Annotated in this window: 16 protein-coding genes; 7 read left to right on the plus strand and 9 right to left on the minus strand. The window is 72.3% G+C overall.

The features are described 5' to 3' along the window. Positions 1 to 69 precede the first annotated feature (69 nt). Positions 70 to 1,110 (plus strand): adenosine deaminase, encoded by a 1,041-nt coding sequence (locus ACZCLJ_RS00535; RefSeq protein ID WP_463105101.1) that lies wholly within the window; start codon positions 70 to 72, stop codon positions 1,108 to 1,110. Positions 1,111 to 1,221: 111 nt separating this feature from the next. On the opposite strand, the gene ACZCLJ_RS00540 is transcribed toward ACZCLJ_RS00535, so the two are convergent. Next, positions 1,222 to 2,571 carry an MFS transporter gene (locus tag ACZCLJ_RS00540; RefSeq protein WP_463105102.1) on the minus strand — a complete coding sequence of 450 codons (1,350 nt, stop codon included), beginning with the start codon at positions 2,569 to 2,571 and terminating at the stop codon, positions 1,222 to 1,224. Positions 2,572 to 2,918: 347 nt separating this feature from the next. Here ACZCLJ_RS00540 and murA point away from each other — a divergent pair, with 347 nt between their 5' ends. From murA to ACZCLJ_RS00565, 5 genes are all read left to right on the plus strand, one after another. Continuing rightward, complete coding sequence (murA, locus tag ACZCLJ_RS00545; protein ID WP_251151722.1) at positions 2,919 to 4,235, plus strand: UDP-N-acetylglucosamine 1-carboxyvinyltransferase; 1,317 nt, start codon at positions 2,919 to 2,921, stop codon at positions 4,233 to 4,235. A 115-nt stretch (positions 4,236 to 4,350) separates the two neighbouring features. Continuing rightward, a complete protein-coding gene (locus ACZCLJ_RS00550) occupies positions 4,351 to 5,646 on the plus strand; it encodes a sensor histidine kinase (RefSeq protein WP_463105103.1) in 1,296 nt (431 codons plus the stop codon). After that, the gene (locus ACZCLJ_RS00555; RefSeq protein ID WP_463105104.1) at positions 5,643 to 6,248 is read left to right on the plus strand and encodes a response regulator; all 606 of its coding nucleotides are present in this window, start codon (positions 5,643 to 5,645) and stop codon (positions 6,246 to 6,248) included. The genes ACZCLJ_RS00550 and ACZCLJ_RS00555 overlap by 4 nt, the downstream gene beginning before the upstream one ends. Positions 6,249 to 6,337: 89 nt before the next feature. Continuing rightward, positions 6,338 to 7,063, plus strand: a complete 726-nt coding sequence (locus ACZCLJ_RS00560) for a lysophospholipid acyltransferase family protein (RefSeq protein WP_251151719.1) — start codon at positions 6,338 to 6,340, stop codon at positions 7,061 to 7,063. Continuing rightward, positions 7,060 to 8,109 (plus strand): NAD(P)H-dependent glycerol-3-phosphate dehydrogenase, encoded by a 1,050-nt coding sequence (locus ACZCLJ_RS00565; protein ID WP_251151718.1) that lies wholly within the window; start codon positions 7,060 to 7,062, stop codon positions 8,107 to 8,109. Before ACZCLJ_RS00560 ends, ACZCLJ_RS00565 begins: the two co-directional genes overlap by 4 nt. An 11-nt stretch (positions 8,110 to 8,120) precedes the next feature. On the opposite strand, the gene ACZCLJ_RS00570 is transcribed toward ACZCLJ_RS00565, so the two are convergent. Continuing rightward, on the minus strand, positions 8,121 to 8,807 hold the full coding sequence (locus tag ACZCLJ_RS00570) for an AMIN-like domain-containing (lipo)protein (RefSeq protein ID WP_463105105.1): 687 nt from the start codon (positions 8,805 to 8,807) through the stop codon (positions 8,121 to 8,123). A gap of 96 nt (positions 8,808 to 8,903) precedes the next feature. Between ACZCLJ_RS00570 and ACZCLJ_RS00575 the strand changes: the two genes are divergently transcribed. Next, entirely contained in the window at positions 8,904 to 9,113 is a 210-nt protein-coding gene (locus ACZCLJ_RS00575; RefSeq protein ID WP_463105106.1) for a hypothetical protein, read from the plus strand. Here ACZCLJ_RS00575 and ACZCLJ_RS00580 read toward each other — a convergent pair. From ACZCLJ_RS00580 to ACZCLJ_RS00610, 7 genes are all read right to left on the minus strand, one after another. Further along, positions 9,099 to 10,277 carry a trans-sulfuration enzyme family protein gene (locus ACZCLJ_RS00580; protein WP_463105107.1) on the minus strand — a complete coding sequence of 393 codons (1,179 nt, stop codon included), beginning with the start codon at positions 10,275 to 10,277 and terminating at the stop codon, positions 9,099 to 9,101. The two genes, ACZCLJ_RS00575 and ACZCLJ_RS00580, sit on opposite strands and share 15 nt — an antisense overlap. A 104-nt stretch (positions 10,278 to 10,381) precedes the next feature. Beyond that, entirely contained in the window at positions 10,382 to 11,557 is a 1,176-nt protein-coding gene (locus tag ACZCLJ_RS00585; RefSeq protein ID WP_463105108.1) for an acyl-CoA dehydrogenase family protein, read from the minus strand. A 93-nt stretch (positions 11,558 to 11,650) separates the two neighbouring features. Continuing rightward, positions 11,651 to 12,433 carry an ABC transporter ATP-binding protein gene (locus tag ACZCLJ_RS00590; protein ID WP_251151713.1) on the minus strand — a complete coding sequence of 261 codons (783 nt, stop codon included), beginning with the start codon at positions 12,431 to 12,433 and terminating at the stop codon, positions 11,651 to 11,653. After that, complete coding sequence (locus tag ACZCLJ_RS00595) at positions 12,426 to 13,184, minus strand: ABC transporter ATP-binding protein (RefSeq protein WP_251151712.1); 759 nt, start codon at positions 13,182 to 13,184, stop codon at positions 12,426 to 12,428. Before ACZCLJ_RS00595 ends, ACZCLJ_RS00590 begins: the two co-directional genes overlap by 8 nt. Beyond that, on the minus strand, positions 13,181 to 14,554 hold the full coding sequence (locus tag ACZCLJ_RS00600) for a branched-chain amino acid ABC transporter permease (RefSeq protein WP_463105109.1): 1,374 nt from the start codon (positions 14,552 to 14,554) through the stop codon (positions 13,181 to 13,183). The genes ACZCLJ_RS00595 and ACZCLJ_RS00600 overlap by 4 nt, the downstream gene beginning before the upstream one ends. Continuing rightward, entirely contained in the window at positions 14,538 to 15,422 is an 885-nt protein-coding gene (locus tag ACZCLJ_RS00605; RefSeq protein ID WP_251151710.1) for a branched-chain amino acid ABC transporter permease, read from the minus strand. Before ACZCLJ_RS00605 ends, ACZCLJ_RS00600 begins: the two co-directional genes overlap by 17 nt. A 7-nt stretch (positions 15,423 to 15,429) precedes the next feature. Then, the gene (locus ACZCLJ_RS00610) at positions 15,430 to 16,680 is read right to left on the minus strand and encodes an amino acid ABC transporter substrate-binding protein (RefSeq protein ID WP_463105110.1); all 1,251 of its coding nucleotides are present in this window, start codon (positions 16,678 to 16,680) and stop codon (positions 15,430 to 15,432) included. Between the last annotated feature and the right edge of the window lie 138 nt (positions 16,681 to 16,818).

A 16,818-nucleotide genomic window follows, 5' to 3' on the forward strand; every position in this document is an offset into this window, starting at 1 on the left:
CGGGTGACCTGCGCCGTCGGGCAGGAGAGGATGAGAGGCGGGGGACGACCCGACCCGAGAAGGAGACCCATGGCCCTGCCTGCCACGCCCACGCGCGAGTTCATCACCGGCCTGCCGAAGGCCGAGCTGCACCTGCACCTCGAGGGGACGCTCGAGCCCGACCTCAAGCTGCGCCTCGCGCAGCGCAACGGCGTCGACATCGGCCAGTCGACGGTCGAGGAGGTCCGCGCGACGTACGCGTTCGACTCCCTGACGAGCTTCCTCGCCGTGTACTACCCGGCGATGGAGGTGCTGCAGACCGCGGACGACTTCTTCGAGCTCGCCGATGCGTACCTCGCGCGCGCCGCGGCCGACGGCGTGAAGCACGTCGAGATGTTCTTCGACCCGCAGGCGCACACGTCGCGCGGCGTGCCGTTCGAGACCGTCGTGACCGGCTACCACCGGGCGGCCGCCGGGGCGTCGGAGAAGCACGGCGTCGACGCGCACCTCATCCTGTGCTTCCTGCGCGACATGTCGGCCGAGAGCGCCGCCGAGACGCTCGAGGCGTCGGTGCCGTTCCGGGACCGGATCCTCGGCGTCGGGCTCGACTCCGACGAGCGCGGCAACCCGCCGGAGAAGTTCGCCGACGTCTTCGCGCGGGCCCGCGAGCTCGGCTACCGCCTGACGATGCACTGCGACATCGACCAGCCGGGGAGCATCGACAACATCCGCACGGTCCTCGAGGACATCGGCGTGGACCGCGTCGACCACGGGACGAACGTCGTGGAGGACCCGGCGCTCGTCGCCGTCGTGCGCGAGCGCGGCCTCGGGCTGACGTGCTGCCCGGTGTCGAACTCGTTCGTCACGGACGACATGAAGGCGGCGGAGATCGCCGGGCTCCTGCGCGACGGCGTCCGGGTCACCGTGAACTCCGACGACCCCGCGTACTTCGGCGGCTACGTCGCGGACAACTACGTGGCGCTCGCGGAGTCCGCCGGCCTCACGACGGCGGAGGTCGTCACGCTCGCGAGGAACTCGTTCGAGGCGTCGTGGCTGGGCGACTCCCAGCGCGCCGCGTACCTCGCTCAGGTCGACGGCTATGTCGCGGCCTACGCCGCGTCGTCGGACTGACCACCGCCGACGAGGTGAACGCCGCGAGATAGAACGCCAGGTCGCGAGGTCGAACCCACCGGGTTCTACCTCGCGACCTGCACCTCTACCTGGCGGCGGTGGGCCGCAGCGTCAGGAGACGTTGTCCGTGTACGCGACGTCCCTCGTCTCCTTCGACAGGAGCAGCGCCACGAGGGTGATGACACCCATGACCGACAGGTAGACGCCCACGAGGACCGTCGATCCGCCGGCCAGGGTCCAGAGCCAGACCGCGATGAACGGTGCGACGGCAGCACCAAGGATCGACGACACGTTGTACGCCACCGCCGACCCGGTGTAGCGGACGTTCGCCGGGAAGAGCTCGGGCAGGACCGCGGCCATCGGGCCGAACGTGAGCCCCATGAGCGAGAACCCGAGGACGAGCAGGGCCATGACGCCGACGGTCCCGCCGGAGAACAGCGGCACGAAGAGGAGGCCGAACACGATGATGCCGGTCGTCGTCCACAGCAGGTGCTTGCGGCGCCCGAACCGCTCCGCCAGCGGCCCCGACGCGAGCGTGAGCACCCCGAAGAACACGACGCCGACGATGAGCATGATGAGGAAGTCGGTGCGCTCGTACCCGAGGCCCGCGGGCGACGCGTCGTCGTCGGCGGTCCCGTAGGTCAGCGTGAACGTCGTCATGAGGTAGAACAGCACGTACGTCGCGAGCATGATGAACGTGCCGGAGACGATCTGGCGCCACGACGTGCGGAACACGCGCGCGACCGGGACCTTGGCGACGGCCTCCGCCTCGACGACCTTCTGGAACGCGGGCGTCTCGATGAGCCGCAGCCGGACCCACAGCCCGACGATCACGAGCAGGGCGCTCGCGAGGAACGGCACGCGCCAGCCCCACGCGAGGAACTGCGCCTCCGAGAGCGTCTCGGCGAGGACGAGGAAGACCGTGTTGGCGAGGATGAACCCGATGGGCGCGCCCAGCTGCGGGAACGTGCCCCACACCGCACGGCGGCCCTCGGGGGCGTTCTCGGTCGCGAGGAGCGCCGCCCCGCTCCACTCGCCACCGAGGCCGAGTCCCTGGCAGAAACGCATGAGCACGAGCAGGGCGGGGGAGAGGATCGCCCAGCCGGGCGTGCTCGACGGCGGCAGCACGCCGATGAGGAACGTCGCCACGCCCATGGTGAGCAGGGACGCGACGAGCGTCCCCTTGCGCCCGACCCGGTCGCCGAAGTGCCCGAACAGCACCGACCCGACGGGGCGCGCCACGAACGCGACGCCGAACACGGCGAAGGACTGGAGCAGCGCGTACGTGGGGTCCTCGCTCGCGAAGAAGACCGAGGGGAACACGAGCACCGCGGCCGTCGCGTAGACGTAGAAGTCGTAGAACTCGATCGACGTGCCGATGAGGCTCGCGAAGATGACGCGTCCCTTTGAATTGCCTGAGGCAACTGGTGTGGGCCGGGCGTCGGTCGTCGTGGGGTGCACGGGGTTCTCCTGCGAAGGGTGGGGCTGGTGGTCCGGGCGTACTCGTGGGTAACCTGCTCCGACGGTAGGCAGCGTTCTCGCATACCGGTCACCTTGTCTCAGCATGCGGGCGCGGCGGCTCGGTCTCGCGCCGCCTCGCGACCTCGCCGACGCGCCGACCGGGAGCGCGTGGCCTGCGGGGACACCCGGTCGACGAACTCGTGGGCGCAACCTCCACGGGAACTCCACCGCGGTGGCGGTCTCGCGGGCGCGCGGGGTGAATAATCTCCGGGTGCCCTGCGTTGGCGCACCTGGGTCCGTCCTCGGGCCCACGGAACACCCGGCTGTCGAGAGGGCGAACTGAGCTGATGAACGACGTGCTGTACGTGAACGGTGGCACCCCCCTGGACGGGACCATCACCGTCCGCGGCGCGAAGAACTTCGTGTCGAAGGCGATGGTGGCGTCGCTCCTGGGCGAGTCGCCGAGCGTGCTGCGCAACGTGCCGCAGATCCGCGACGTCGGCGTCGTCACGGGGCTGCTCGAGCTGCACGGCGTCGCCGTCAAGGCCGACCCGGACGGCGGGATCCTCGATCTGGACCCCTCGAACGTCGAGTCGGCGCACGTCGCGGACATCGACGCCCACGCCGGGTCGAGCCGTATCCCGATCCTGTTCTGCGGCCCGCTGCTGCACCGTCTCGGGGAGGCCTTCATCCCCGACCTCGGCGGCTGCCGGATCGGCGACCGGCCGATCAACTATCACCTCGACATCCTGCGCCAGTTCGGCGCGGTCGTGGACAAGCGCGAGAACGGCATCCACATCCGCGCGCCGCGCCGTCTCCAGGGCACGAAGATCGCGCTGCCCTACCCGTCGGTCGGCGCGACCGAGCAGACCCTCCTCACGGCCGTGCGCGCCGAGGGCATCACCGAGCTCGCCAACGCCGCGATCGAGCCCGAGATCATGGACCTCATCGCCGTCCTGCAGAAGATGGGCGCGATCATCTCGGTCGACACCGACCGCGTGATCCGCATCGAGGGCGTCGACCGCCTCGAGGGCTACACGCACACCGCGCTCGGCGACCGGATCGAGGCGGCCTCGTGGGCGTCCGCGGCCCTCGCGACGGGCGGCGACATCACCGTCAAGGGTGCGACGCAGCCCGAGATGATGACGTTCCTCAACACGTTCCGGAAGGTCGGCGGGCGCTTCGACGTCCAGGACGACGGCATCCGCTTCTGGCACCCCGGCGGCGACCTCAGCCCCATCGTGCTCGAGACCGACGTCCACCCCGGCTTCATGACCGACTGGCAGCAGCCGCTCGTCGTCGCGCTCACGCAGGCCAAGGGCCTGTCGATCGTGCACGAGACGGTCTACGAGAACCGGTTCGGGTTCACCGACGCGCTGCGCGGCATGGGCGCGACGATCCAGGTGTACAAGGAGTGCCTCGGCGGCCGCGACTGCCGGTTCGGGCAGCGCAACTTCCACCACTCGGCCGTCGTCTCCGGCCCGACGCCGCTCGCGGCCGCCGACATCGAGGTCCCCGACCTGCGCGGCGGCTTCTCGCACCTCATCGCGGCGCTCGCCGCGAAGGGGACGTCGACCGTCCGCGGCATCAGCCTCATCGACCGCGGGTACGAGAACTTCCAGGACAAGCTCACCGCCCTGGGCGCGGACGTGGCGCGCGGCTGACCGCCCGCGCGTCCCGCGCTGCCCGGCACACCCCGCGACCTCACGCCGGGGCGTCCCCGCACCTCATGACGCCTGTCACGGCGTGCGCGCCGCGCGCCGTGACAGGCTGGTCACCGTGAGAACCCGACCCCGGACCTTCCTCGAGGTGTGGTCCCGGAGGACCGCCCCCGAGCGGTTCGACACGTACACGCGCTGGACCCTGTACCTGCTCTCGGCGTCCGAGCCTCTCCTCGCCCTCGCCCTCGTCGGCATCGACCCGACGTTCACCGTCGACGGCATGCGCGTCTGGCTGCTCCTCGTCCTGCTGCACACGGTCGTGTGCATCGTGACCCTGCGCGCCGGCCTGACCCACTTCCTCGGCGGTGCTCCTGTCCGGCCTGCGCTCCTCGGCGCGCTCGGCGTGCTCTCGGTCGCGGTCAGCGTCGTCGCGATCTGGACGTTTCCGGTCGACGGGCCCGACGACGTCGCGGGCAGCGCGCGGTACTACGCGATGCTCGTCGGCATCGCGTTCGGTGTCCTCGCACTGGTCCCGTCCCTCACGTTCCGCCGGCTCGTCGTGCTCGCGCTCGGCCTCGCCGCGGTCACCGGCTGCTCGGTCTGGATCGGCACGGGGCCGATCACCCCGACGACCGTGGGGATGGCGGTGGGGCTGGCCCTGTCCGCGGCCATCATGCTCGTCGCGATGTTCGGCTCGTACCGCGCGTCGGTGTGGATGCTCGGCGTCGTGTGGGAGCAGGAGCGCAACCGCGTCCTGCACGCGCGGCTCGCCGTCGCGGAGGAGCGCCTCCGCTTCTCGCGCGACCTGCACGACGTCTTCGGCCGCACGCTCTCGGTCGTCGCGGTGAAGAGCGAGCTCGCCGCCGAGCTCGCCGCGCGCGGCCGACCGGGCGCCGAGGAGCAGATGCTCGAGGTGCGCCGCATCGCCCAGGACGCGCTCCGCGAGGTGCGCGCCGTCGTCGCCGGCTACCGGTCCGCGGACCTCGCGGCCGAGATGGCCGGGGCGCGGTCCGTCCTGCGGTCCGCCGGGGTGGAGACCGTCGTCCACGGCGAGGAGACCGTGATCGGCGAGCGCGCGCAGGAGGCGCTGGCCTGGGCCGTGCGGGAAGGGGTGACGAACGTCGTGCGGCACTCGTCCGCGGGGACCTGCACGATCACGCTGCACCGCACGGACCGCCACGGCGTCGTCGAGATCGTCAACGACGGCGTCCCGCCCGGCGCCGTGCGGCGCAGCGGTTCGGGGCTCGCCGGTCTGGGCGAGCGGCTCGCGGCCGCGGGCGGAGAGCTCCAGACGTGGAGCGAGGAAGGCCGGTTCGGCCTCGTGGCCCGCGTGCCCGACGACGGCGGCCCAGCCCCGGGCGCCACTTCCGCACCCCGCACGCTCCCCGCTACCGAGAGGGCTCCACGCTCGTGATCCGCATCCTGCTCGCCGACGACGAGAACCTCATCCGCGACGCCGTCGCGTCGCTGCTCGCTCTCGAGGACGATCTCGAGGTCGTGGCCCTGGCGGCGTCGGGACCCGAGGCGGTCGCGACCGCGCTCAGGCACGCGCCCGACGTCGCCGTGCTCGACCTGCAGATGCCCGGCCTCGACGGCGTCGAGGTCGCCGAGCGGCTCGCCACCGAGCTGCCGGGGTGCGGCGTCGTGATCGTCACGAGCCACGGGCGGCCCGGCTACCTCAAGCGCGCGCTCGAGGCGGGCGCGCGCGGGTTCCTGCCGAAGACGGTCTCCTCGCGCGTCCTGGCGGACGTCGTGCGCCAGGTGCACGACGGCGGTCGGTACGTCGACCCCGAGCTCGCCGCCGAGGCCATCGCCGCGGGCGAGAGCCCGCTGACCCCCCGCGAGGCGGACGTCCTCGAGCTCGCGGCGGACGGCGCCCCCGTCGAGGAGATCGCGACGCGCGCCCACCTCGCACCGGGCACCGTGCGGAACTACCTCTCGTCCGCCGCCGCCAAGCTCGGTGCCGCGAACCGCCACGAGGCCGTCCACGTCGCGCGCCGGCACGGGTGGATCTGAGCCGGGGCGCGCGCCCGCACGGCGGATCTGAGGAGGGTCGCACCCGGTCGGGGCGGGCGGCGTCGCCCGCCCCGGTAGGCTCGGTGCTCGTGCCGAGCCTGCCACCCACCCCGCGCGCGTACCGCGTCGTCGCGTTCTTCCTGCGCCCGCTGCTCATCGCGATCACCCGACGCGACTGGCAGGGGACCCAGAACCTGCCCGACCGCGGCTTCATCGCCGTCGCGAACCACGTCACCGAGATCGACCCGGTGACCCTCGCGCACTTCCTCTACGACCAGGGGAGGGCGCCCAAGATCACGGCGAAGGCGTCGCTGTGGAAGGTGCCCGTGCTCGGCGGCGTCCTCACCCGGACCGGGATGATCCCCGTCCACCGCGGCACCGCCGGCGCCGCGCAGTCGCTCGTCGACTCGACCACGCAGCTCGAGCGCGGCGAGTGCGTCGTCTTCTTCCCCGAGGGCACGCTCACGCGCGACCCCGACGGCTGGCCGATGGTCGGCAAGACCGGCGTCGCCCGCCTCGCCCTGACCAGCCGCGCGCCCGTCGTCCCGATCGGCCAGTGGGGCGCGGAGCAGCTCCTCGCCCCGTACGGCAAGGTCTTCAAGCCGATCCCGCGCAAGCGGGTCTCCGTGCACGCGGGGACGCCCGTCGACCTCTCCGACCTGTACGACCGCCCGCACGACACCGCGACCCTGCGCGAGGCCACGGAGCGCATCATGGCCGCGATCACCGCGCAGGTCGAGCAGATCCGCGGCGAGAAGGCACCCGCGGAACGGTTCGACATGCGCAAGAACCCCGGGTCGGAGAAGCGCCCGTGAGCGCCGTCGAGCCCGTCGAGCCCTCCGCTGGGCCCGTGGTCGCCGCCGTCCTCGGGTCGGGCAGCTGGGGCACCACGTTCGCCGCGGTCCTGGCCGACGCCGGGTGCGAGGTCCGCCTGTGGGGTCGCGACCCCGACGTCGTCGAGCAGGTGAACACCGCACGGCGCAACGAGAAGCGGCTGCCCGGGATCGACCTGCCCGCGGGCATCGCCGCGACCACGGACGCCGCGCAGGCGCTCGCGGGCGCGGGGCTCGTCGTCGTCGCGATCCCGTCGCAGGTCGCGCGCGCCACGCTCCAGGAGCTGGCTCCCCACGTCGCTCCCGGCGCCGTCGCGGTGTCGCTCATGAAGGGCGTCGAGCTGAGCACCGACCAGCGCATGAGCGAGGTCGTCGCGCAGTCGCTCGGCCTCCCGGCAGAGCGCGTCGCGGTCGTCTCCGGGCCGAACCTCGCCCGGGAGATCGCGCACCGGCAGCCGACGGCGACGGTCGTCTCGTGCGTCGACGAGGACGTCGCCCGGTTCGTGGCGCGCGCGTGCTCGTCGTCGTACTTCCGCCCGTACACCAACCGCGACGTCGTCGGCGTCGAGCTGTGCGGCGCGGTGAAGAACGTCATCGCGCTCGCGGTCGGCATCGCCCAGGGCCGCGGCTTCGGGTACAACACGACGGCGACCGTCATCACGCGCGGCCTCGTCGAGATCACGCGTCTCGGCCTCGCGCTCGGAGCGGACGCCGCGACCTTCCCCGGCCTCGCCGGCCTCGGCGACCTCGTGGCGACCTGCTCGTCGCCGTTGTCGCGCAACCACACGCTCGGCAAGCACATCGGCCAGGGCATGTCGCTGGACGAGGCGGTCGCCGCGACCGGGGGCACCGCCGAGGGCGTCAAGTCGTGCCGTTCCGTGCTCGAGCTCGCGCAGAAGGTCGGCGTCGACATGCCGATCACGGCGGGCGTCGTCGCCGTGCTGCACGAGGGCATGCCGGTCGACGAGATGGCGCGGGGGCTGCTGTCGCGTCCCCAGAAGGCCGAGGGGGTCTCCGCGGAGCGCTGAGCCGCGGGAGGTCAGCCGTCGTCGCGCACGTCGACGACGACGCGGGTCGGGTTCTCGAGCGCGAACACGCGGAACGGCCGCTGCTCGCCGTCGACCCCGACGAAGGCCTGCGTGTAGCCCTCGAAGACGCCCAGGAGCCGCACCTCCTCGATCACGCCGTCGTCGCCGCCCTCGACCGGGTTCGGCTCGGCGTACTCCTCGACGCCGGTGTCCATGGGGTAGCCGGAGCCGGAGATCATGACCTGCAGGTAGGCGTCCCCGTCCACCTCCACGACGTCGCCCTTCCCGTCGCCCACAGGCCGGTCGACGTACTCCACCCGCCAGCCGGGCGTGCCCGTGCCGCCGAGCTCGAGCACGGCGCGGTCGTACCCGTCGTGCTGCCCGACGCGGATGTCGGTCACGGTGAGCAGCGCCCCGTCGGACGGGTCGGCGAGGTCCGGCTCGGTGTTCGCGGGGAACGGCACCGGCGCGTCGGACGACTCGTCGGCGGGCGCGGTCGAGTCGTCGGTGGAGGTCTCCGCCGGGGGCTCGGAGGACTCTGTCGGACTCGGAGCGTCGCTCGTCGCGGTGCCCGTCGGGGTGGGGTCCTCGTCCGTCCCGCCGTCGGTCGAGCACGCGGCGAGCGTGAGGGCGAGCATCGCGGCCGCCGCCGCCACGGTCGGGGTGAACCTCGTCCTGCTCGCGGGTCTCGTCGTCATCCCTCGATCCTAGGAAGGGCTGGTCACGCCCGCGCGACGGTCCGGACACGCTTCGGCGACGTTCCGACGGCGATCCGGCCTCGCCAGGGTGCCGGGATGATCGCGGAGCTCGGGACGCAGGCCGCGGGGGTCCTGGTGAAACGGCAGCGCCTGGACGTCGTGCAGCGGCCCGCGGAGGGACGGCCGTTCGACGTCGACCTGGAGGAGGGCTTCTTCTCCGTGCCCGTGGAAGGTCGAGCGGACGGCTCGTCGGACGCGCCGCCCGGTGGGTCGCCGGCCGAGGAAGGACCGTCAGCCGCGCGCTGAGCGCAACGCGCCGTCCAGGTCGCGCCACAGGTCCTCGACGTCCTCGATGCCGACCGAGAGGCGCAGCAGGTCCTCGGGGACCGTGACCGACTCCGTGGCGAACCGCCGCCGCCGCTCGAGGCTCGACTCGACGCCGCCGAGGCTCGTCGCCGGGACCCAGAGGCGCACGGCCGCGACGACGGCGTCCGCCCCGTCGGCGCCGCCGACCGGCCGGACCCCGAGGATCGAGCCGAAGCCCGTCATGAGCCGCGCGGCGCGCTCGTGGCCCGGGTCGTCGGGCAGGCTCGGGTGCCGGACCTCCGCGACGTCGGGGTGGCGGGCGAGGCGGCGCGCGAGCTCGGCCGCGCTCGCCTGCGAGCGCTCGACGCGCAGGGCGAGGGTCCGCAGGCCGCGCAGCGCGAGCCACACCTCGAACGGACCGGGGATCGCGCCGTGCAGCGTGCGGTACGCGCGCACCCGGCTCGCGAGGTCGTCCGTTGCCGCGACCACGGCGCCGAGGACGACGTCGGAGTGACCGGCGAGGTACTTCGTCACGGAGTGCACGACGAGGTCCGCGCCGTGGTCGAGCGGTCGCTGCCCGAGCGGTGTCGCGAAGGTGTTGTCGACCGCGGTCAGCACGCCACGCTCGCGGGCGGCGGCGAGGAGGACGGGCAGGTCGGCGACCTCGAGCATGGGGTTGGTCGGCGACTCGACCAGGAGGAGCGACGCTCCGTCCAGCGCCGCGACGACCTGGTCCGTGTCCGCGACGTCGACCCGGCGGATCTCGACCGCCGCGCGCTGCGCGAGGTCGTCGGCGAACCCGAGCGTCACCTGGTAGGCGTGCCGCGGGAGGACGACGACGCCGCCCGCCGGGACGAACGAGAAGACCGCGGCGATCGCGGCCATGCCCGACGAGAAGGCGACCGCGGGACGGTCGGCGCCCTCCAGCGCGGCGAGCGTCTCCTCGAACGGGTGCCAGGTCTCGGTGTCCATGCGCGCGTACAGCATCTCGCCCGGCTGCTGCACGCCCTGCGAGACGTAGGTCGACGAGAGCACGACGGGAGGGTTGACGGGTGCACCCTGCACCCTTTCCGGACGCCCCGCCGCGACGACCACGGTCGCGGGGGAGAGGCCCGTGTCGTGCGGGACGGGCGGGACGGCGTCGGGCTGGTCGTGCGAGGTCATGGCGGCAGGCTACGCCGCGTCCGGCACCGCGTGCCCCGGGCGACCGTTCGGTGAGCCATCGCTTCTCGGCCTCGTCGTCCCGGGCCGTCGACCACGTGGCCGCGTCAGCCGAGGGGCCCCAGCAGCGACTGGGCGACCGTCGAGTGGGCGGACTCGTCGTCGGACGGGTGGAACAGCCCGGCGAGCACGTCGCGGTAGAGGCGACCCAGCTCGTCGCCCGAGAAGTAGCTCGATCCGCCGGAAACCCGGACCGCCTGCTCGACCACCTGCTTCGCCGTCTCCGTCGCGCGCACCTTGAGACCCGCCGTCGCGCGGAACCAGCCCGCGCCGCGGTCGACGAGGGCGTCGAGCTCGCCCGCGACCGTGTCGATCTGCGGCCACACGCCGTCGAGGGCGAGGGCCGCGTCGGCCAGGCGCCACCGGATGTCCGGGTCCTGCGCGAGCGGGGCGCAGTCGTTCTTCATCGACGTCCGGCGACGGGACGCGGCGACGGCGAGCTCGAGCGCGCGGTCCGCGATCCCCGTGTAGACGGCCGCGAGCAGTGTCTCGAACGTCGTGAAGATCCCCACGACGAGCGGGTCGAGCGTCGGGCCGGGCGCGAGGCGCCGCACGACGCGTGCGGCGGGCGCGTGCGCGCCGTCGAGCACCGTCGAGCGCGACTGCGACGCGCGCATGCCCATCGTGTCCCAGTCGTCGAGGATCTCGAACCCGCCGGCGTCCCGGTCGAGGAACGCGTGCACGAGGTGCGGGCCGTCGTCGGACACCGAGTCGAGCCCCAGGACACCGAGGCGCGTCCAGCCGGGGGAGTTGGACGTGAAGATCTTCCGCCCGTGGAACGTGTAGCCGCCCGCGCCGTCGGGCCGGGCCTCCGTGCGCGACCCGAGCAGGACGAGGTCGTTGCCCGCCTCGGAGTACCCGAAGCCGAACACCTCGCCGCGCCCGGCCTCCTCGAGCAGCCAGTCGAGCGACGAGTCCCCGCGGTCGTGGAGGTACCGGGCGACGCCCGTCCACACGTGGTGCATGTTCACCGCGAGGGCCGTCGCGGGAGCCGCGCCCGCGAGCCGCGCCTGCTCTCGCGCCGTCTCGCGCAGGCCGAGCCCCGCGCCGCCGAACGACTCGGGGACGAGGGCGCGCAGGTAGCCCGAGGAGACCAGGTCCACCATGTCGTCGGCGAAGTACGCGTTGTCGTGGTCGTACCCGGCGGCGCGGGAGCGGACCGCCTCGAGGAGGTCGTCGTCGAGCAGGCGGCGGGCGGGTGCGAACGGGACGGGGCTCGGCATCGTGGTCCTCGGGTCGGTACTACGGCGGTGGGCGCGGCCGGGGATGACCCGGCCACGCCCACCGTACGTCGGCCCGCCGTCAGGCCGCCGTGCTCACCCGTTCGCCGACGCCGCGCGCTCGCCCGGACGTCCGCCGAGGTAGAGCTCGGAGAGCTGGGGGTCGGCGAGGAGCTCGGGCGCCGGGCCCGTGATGTGGACGCGCCCCAGGTCGAGGACGCACCCGATGTCGGCGGTCTCGAGCGCCCGGCGCGCGTTCTGCTCGACGAGCAGCACGGCCACGCCGGCGTCGCGCATCCGCACGACCTGCTCGAACACCGTGGCAGTGGTCTTCGGGTCGAGACCCATCGACGGCTCGTCGAGCAGCACGACCCGCGGGCTCACCATGAGCGAGCGCGCGAACTCGACCTGCTTCTGCTGGCCTCCGGAGAGCAGGCCGGCGAGCTGCTTCCACCGCTCGCCGACGATCGGGAAGAGGTTCTGCACGAACGCCACCCGCTCCGCGACCTGCTGCTTGTCGCGCAGCGTGTAGGCGCCGAGCAGCACGTTCTCCGCCACCGTCATCTCGCGGAACACGCTGTGCCCCTGGAGCACGTGCGCGAGCCCGGACGAGAGCATCTCCTGCGGCCCTTGTCCGGTGACGTCCTCCCCACCCACGAGGATGCGGCCCGACCGGGGCTTGAGCAGCCCGCTCGCGACCTTGAGCACGGTCGACTTCCCGGCCCCGTTCGGGCCGACCAGGCACACGACCGTCGACGCCGGGACCTTGATCGTCAGCCCGCGCAGGACCATCGCCGCACGGCCGTAGCCGGCCTGGATGTCGTCCAGCTCGAGGAGGTACTCCTGCTGCGCCCCCGCTGCGGGGGTCGGCTCAGACACCAAGGTAGGCCTCCAGGACTCGCGGGTCGGACTGCACGACGGCGGGAGTCCCCTCGGCGATGGGCCGGCCCCGGTCGAACACAATGACGTGGTGGGACAGGCTCATGACCATGTCCATGTTGTGCTCGACGACGAGGAACGTCCTGCCCTCGGCGTTGAGCTCCTGCACGAGCGTCCCGATCCGTCCGATGAGCGCCGGGTTCACGCCGCCGGCGGGCTCGTCGAGCATGATCGTGTCGGGGTCGCCCATGAGGACGCCCGCGAGCTCGAGCAGCTTCTGCTGCCCGTAGGACAGGTTGCGCGCCTCGGCGTTCTCCAGGTGGTCGATGCCCACGCGCACGAGCAGCGCGCGCGCCTTGTCGATCTCCTCCGCGTTGCGCGCGCCCGCGAGGAGCTCGCGCACGCGCGTCCGGCGGACCGCGACGAGCATGTTCTCGAGCACCGTCATGCGCGGGAAGATCCGGCACAGCTGGAAGCTGCGCCCGATCCCCGCCCGCGCGATCTTGTGCGGCGCCTTGCGTGTGATGTCCTCGCCCCGGAACGTCACCGTGCCGGAGTCCGGCTTGATCATGCCCGTCACGCAGTTGAAGAACGTCGTCTTCCCCGAGCCGTTCGGGCCGATCAGCGCGTTGATCTTCCCGTGCTGGAACGTCACCGTCGCGTCGCGCACGGCGTGGACTCCGCCGAACGACTTGGTGAGCCCGACGGTCTCCAGGTTCCGGACCTCGGGTGGCGCTGTCGTGGTGGTCATCGGTCGTCCTCCTCGTCACCTGTGGCGGGCGGGGTGGTCGCGTCCGGGCCCGTCCGAGGACGAGGGGCCGCGTCTACCATCCGCTCGCTCGTTCCTCGCTCGCTCCCGCCAGACCCACCACGACGCGGCCCCTCGTCCTCTCCCGGGCCCTCGGTGGGCGCGGCACCTTCCGCGTGCCGGGGCTGGTGCCCGACGGCGTCCGGTGCGTCTACGGCGTCCGGGCCGCCCTCGGAAGCGGTCGCTGCGGCCGCGCGGTTGTGCTCGAGGAGGTCGGCCGCGGTCATCTCGCGGATCGAGGAGTCCTGGGGGCCGAGGCGCTTGAGGAGCGCCTGGGCCGCCGGGATGATCCCGTCCGGCATGAACAGGACGACGATGCCGAGGAGCAGGGCGGTGGCGACGAGGTGGAACTGGGTGTCGCCGAACTCGAGCTTGAAGTACTCGAGGCCGAACCCGACGACGACCGCGCCGAGCAGGGGGCCGTAGAGGTGCCGGACCCCGCCGAAGAGCGCCATGAGCACCATGTAGGACCCGAGCATGATGGAGAACTGGAAGATCGGGTCGAGGTCGCCGAACCACAGCGCGTACATGCCGCCGGCGAGGCCGGTGAAGGTGGCCGAGACGACGTACGCGACGAGTTTGTAGTTGCGCGTCGGGACGCCGAGGGCCTGCGCCTTGTCCTCGTCCTCGCGCACCGCCTTGAGCCCGGTGCCGAAGCGTGAGCGGTCGATCGCCCACCAGCAGACCAGCATGACCGCGAGGAGCCCGGCGAACAGGAAGAAGAACACGCGGTGGTGCTCGGGCCGGAGCAGGTCGGGGAAGGGGCGCGGGACGACGAGGCCGTCCGAGCCGCCCGTGAACGACCCCCAGGCCTGGAAGACGAGCAGCAGGATGAGCACGAACGAGATCGACACGATGACGAACGACGCGCCGCGCACCCGCAGGGCGGCGATGCCGAGCGGGATCGTGATGAGCAGGACGATCACGCCCGCGAGGAGCCAGGCCACGAAGCTCGGCAGCCCCAGGTCGCGGATCAGGATGCCCGTGCCGTACGCGCCGAGCCCGAAGAACGCGGCGTGGCCGAGCGAGACGTAGCCCGTGAAGCCGCCCATGAAGTTCCAGGCGGTCGCCGTGCAGGCGTAGCACGCCACGACGATGCCGGCCGAGAGGATGTACGCGTTGGGCGCCATCGTCGGGAAGGCGAGGACGAGCGCGACGCCCACGGCGAGGACGGCGAGGCGGACGACGCGACCCCACGGTCGCCGCGCCGTCGGCGGGGCGGCAGCGGTGGCCGGGCCGGCGCCGTCGGGCAGCGGGCCGCGCGCGCCGGGGGCGGACGGGCTCGCGGGACGGGTGTCAGAAGCGTTGCGCAAGGCGACCTCCGAAGAATCCCTGGGGCCGCAGCATCAGCGTCGCGAAGAGCGCGACGTAGAAGATGGTCTGCGCCCACGTCGTGCCGAGGGGCACCTGGAGCAGGCTCTGGCCGATGCCGAGGACCATCGCGGCGACGGCGGCCCCCGGGATCGAGCCCAGGCCGCCGACGACGATGATCGCCATGAGCGGTCCGATCCAGTGCCAGTGGAGCGACGGGTAGATGGTCGCGTCGAGCGACAGCGCGGTCCCGCCGATCGCCGCGGTGGCGAGGCCGAGACCGAAGCCGAAGCCCGCGACGCGGTCCGTCTTGATGCCGACGAGCTGCGCGGCCTCGCGGTGCTGGATCGTGGCGCGCAGCGCCTGGCCGAACCGGCTGTGCTTCATGAGGACGTACAGCAGGGCGAGCGAGAGGGCGGCCAGGGCGAACGCGACGAGCTTCACGACGGCGATCCGCGCGCCGAAGAACTCGATGCTCGCCCCGGAGTAGGGGAGCTGGATGCGTCGCTGGGTGCCGCTCCAGACGAACCCGATCATGCCCTCGATGAACAGCGCGACGGCGAACGTCAGGAGGACCGACATCATCGTGAGCGTCGCGGGCCGCAAGCGGGTGATGAGCAGGCGCTGCATGCCCACGCCCATGAGGAAGAAGAGCGGGACCGTGACGACCAGGGACAGGAGGGGGTCCATCCCCGTCTGCTGGTTGAAGAACCAGGCGAGGTAGGCGGCGAGGATGAGGAACGCCGAGTGGGCGATCATCACGACGCGCATCACGCCGAAGTAGAGGGTCAGGCCCGCTGCCAGGAGGGCGTAGAGCCCTCCCAGCAGCACGCCGAGCACGAGGCTCTGGAAGAGGAGTGTGAGCGTCACGAGGGGATCACCAGGCCGGCTTCGGGTAGATGAAGTCGGCCTCCTTGGTGTCCTCGGGGAGGACGATCTGGATCTCGCCGTCGACGTACTGCTGGATGAGGTGGGCGCCCTGCGGCTTGCCGGTCTCGTCCCACGTGAGCGGGCCGACGACGGTCTCGACCTCGTTGTCCCGCAGCCAGTCGATCAGCTCCTGCTGGCAGTCGCCCTGCTCGGCGCAGCCGACCGCCTCGACGGCCGCGGCGACGACCTGGCCGGTCGTGTAGGCGTTGGCCTCGTCCTCGCCGGGCGGGTTGCCGTGCAGCTCCGTGTACCGCTCGACGAAGTCGACGTTGGAGGGCCAGCTCGCCGTCTCGGTGTACCCCGTGGGCGAGAGGATGCCCTCCGTCTTGGACCCGATGGCGGAGGCGAACTCGGGGTTCGTGGGGGCCGTCGAGAACGCCGCGAGGTCGGGCTGGTAGCCGAGCTGCTGCAGCGCCACGATGAGGTTGACCGCGTCCTGGTACTGCGTGCCGCCGATGACCATGTCCGCGTCGGAGTCGCTGATCTTCGCGGCGATGGAGGAGAAGTCGGTCGTGTTCGGCGGGTAGACCTCGTCGACCACGACGTCGAGGCCCGCGTCGGCGAGCTTGTCGCGCAGGCCGTACGCGGTGCCCTGGGCGAACGGGTCGTCCATGGCGGCGACGGCGACGGTCTGCGGGCGCTCGTCCTCGGGCATGGCGAGGATGTGGTCCGCGAGATAGTTGTAGTGGTCGTCGGCGATGGCCGGGGCGGCGTAGAACAGGTTCTCGAAGCCCTGCTCGAACACCTCGTTGGCCGCGCCCGCCGGCTCGACGAAGAGCATCCCGTACTCCTCGGCGACACGGGCGCTCGGCACCACGAGCCGCGTGGAGAACGGGCCGAAGACGAGGTCGACCTCGTCCTGGGCGATGAGCGCCTCGTAGTCCTGCACGACGCGGTCGGCGTTCGACTGGTCGTCGAGGATCTTCAGCTCGACCTGGCGACCGAGCAGCCCGCCGTCCTCGTTGACGAACTCGGCCCAGGCCTCGTACCCGCGCTGCACGCCCTTGCCCGGTTCGGAGAAGTCACCGGTGAGCGGGAGCGAGATGCCGACGACGATGGGGTCGTCCTCCGACCCACCGCCTCCGTCTCCGCCGCCGCCGCCGGAGCAGGCGGTCAGGACCAGGGCCGTGGTGGACAGGCCGGCGGCGACGGCGATCGCGCGGCGGCGGGCGGTGCGTGAGGGCAACCGTGAAGACATGGACTGGATCTCCCTACCTCGTCGTAGTGAGGAACTCACCCGTACCTCTGTGTACGGAAGCGCTTTCGTAAGCGCTTTCGTCACAGTACGCTGTCGGCAGCGCTTGTGGCAAGCGTCACAACGAGGTGTCGGCCGCAG

It is taken from the genome of Cellulosimicrobium sp. So1_17, from assembly GCF_055181235.1.

Excerpts from the sequence above, each read along its gene's own strand:
- ACZCLJ_RS00535 (WP_463105101.1), top strand. The coding sequence starts at position 70 with ATGGCCCTGCCTGCCACGCCCACGCGCGAGTTCATCACCGGCCTGCCG.
- murA (WP_251151722.1), top strand. The coding sequence starts at position 2,919 with ATGAACGACGTGCTGTACGTGAACGGTGGCACCCCCCTGGACGGGACC.
- ACZCLJ_RS00570 (WP_463105105.1), bottom strand. The coding sequence starts at position 8,807 with ATGACGACGAGACCCGCGAGCAGGACGAGGTTCACCCCGACCGTGGCG.
- ACZCLJ_RS00575 (WP_463105106.1), top strand. The coding sequence starts at position 8,904 with ATGATCGCGGAGCTCGGGACGCAGGCCGCGGGGGTCCTGGTGAAACGG.
- ACZCLJ_RS00580 (WP_463105107.1), bottom strand. The coding sequence starts at position 10,277 with ATGACCTCGCACGACCAGCCCGACGCCGTCCCGCCCGTCCCGCACGAC.
- ACZCLJ_RS00585 (WP_463105108.1), bottom strand. The coding sequence starts at position 11,557 with ATGCCGAGCCCCGTCCCGTTCGCACCCGCCCGCCGCCTGCTCGACGAC.
- ACZCLJ_RS00595 (WP_251151712.1), bottom strand. The coding sequence starts at position 13,184 with ATGACCACCACGACAGCGCCACCCGAGGTCCGGAACCTGGAGACCGTC.
- ACZCLJ_RS00610 (WP_463105110.1), bottom strand. The coding sequence starts at position 16,680 with ATGTCTTCACGGTTGCCCTCACGCACCGCCCGCCGCCGCGCGATCGCC.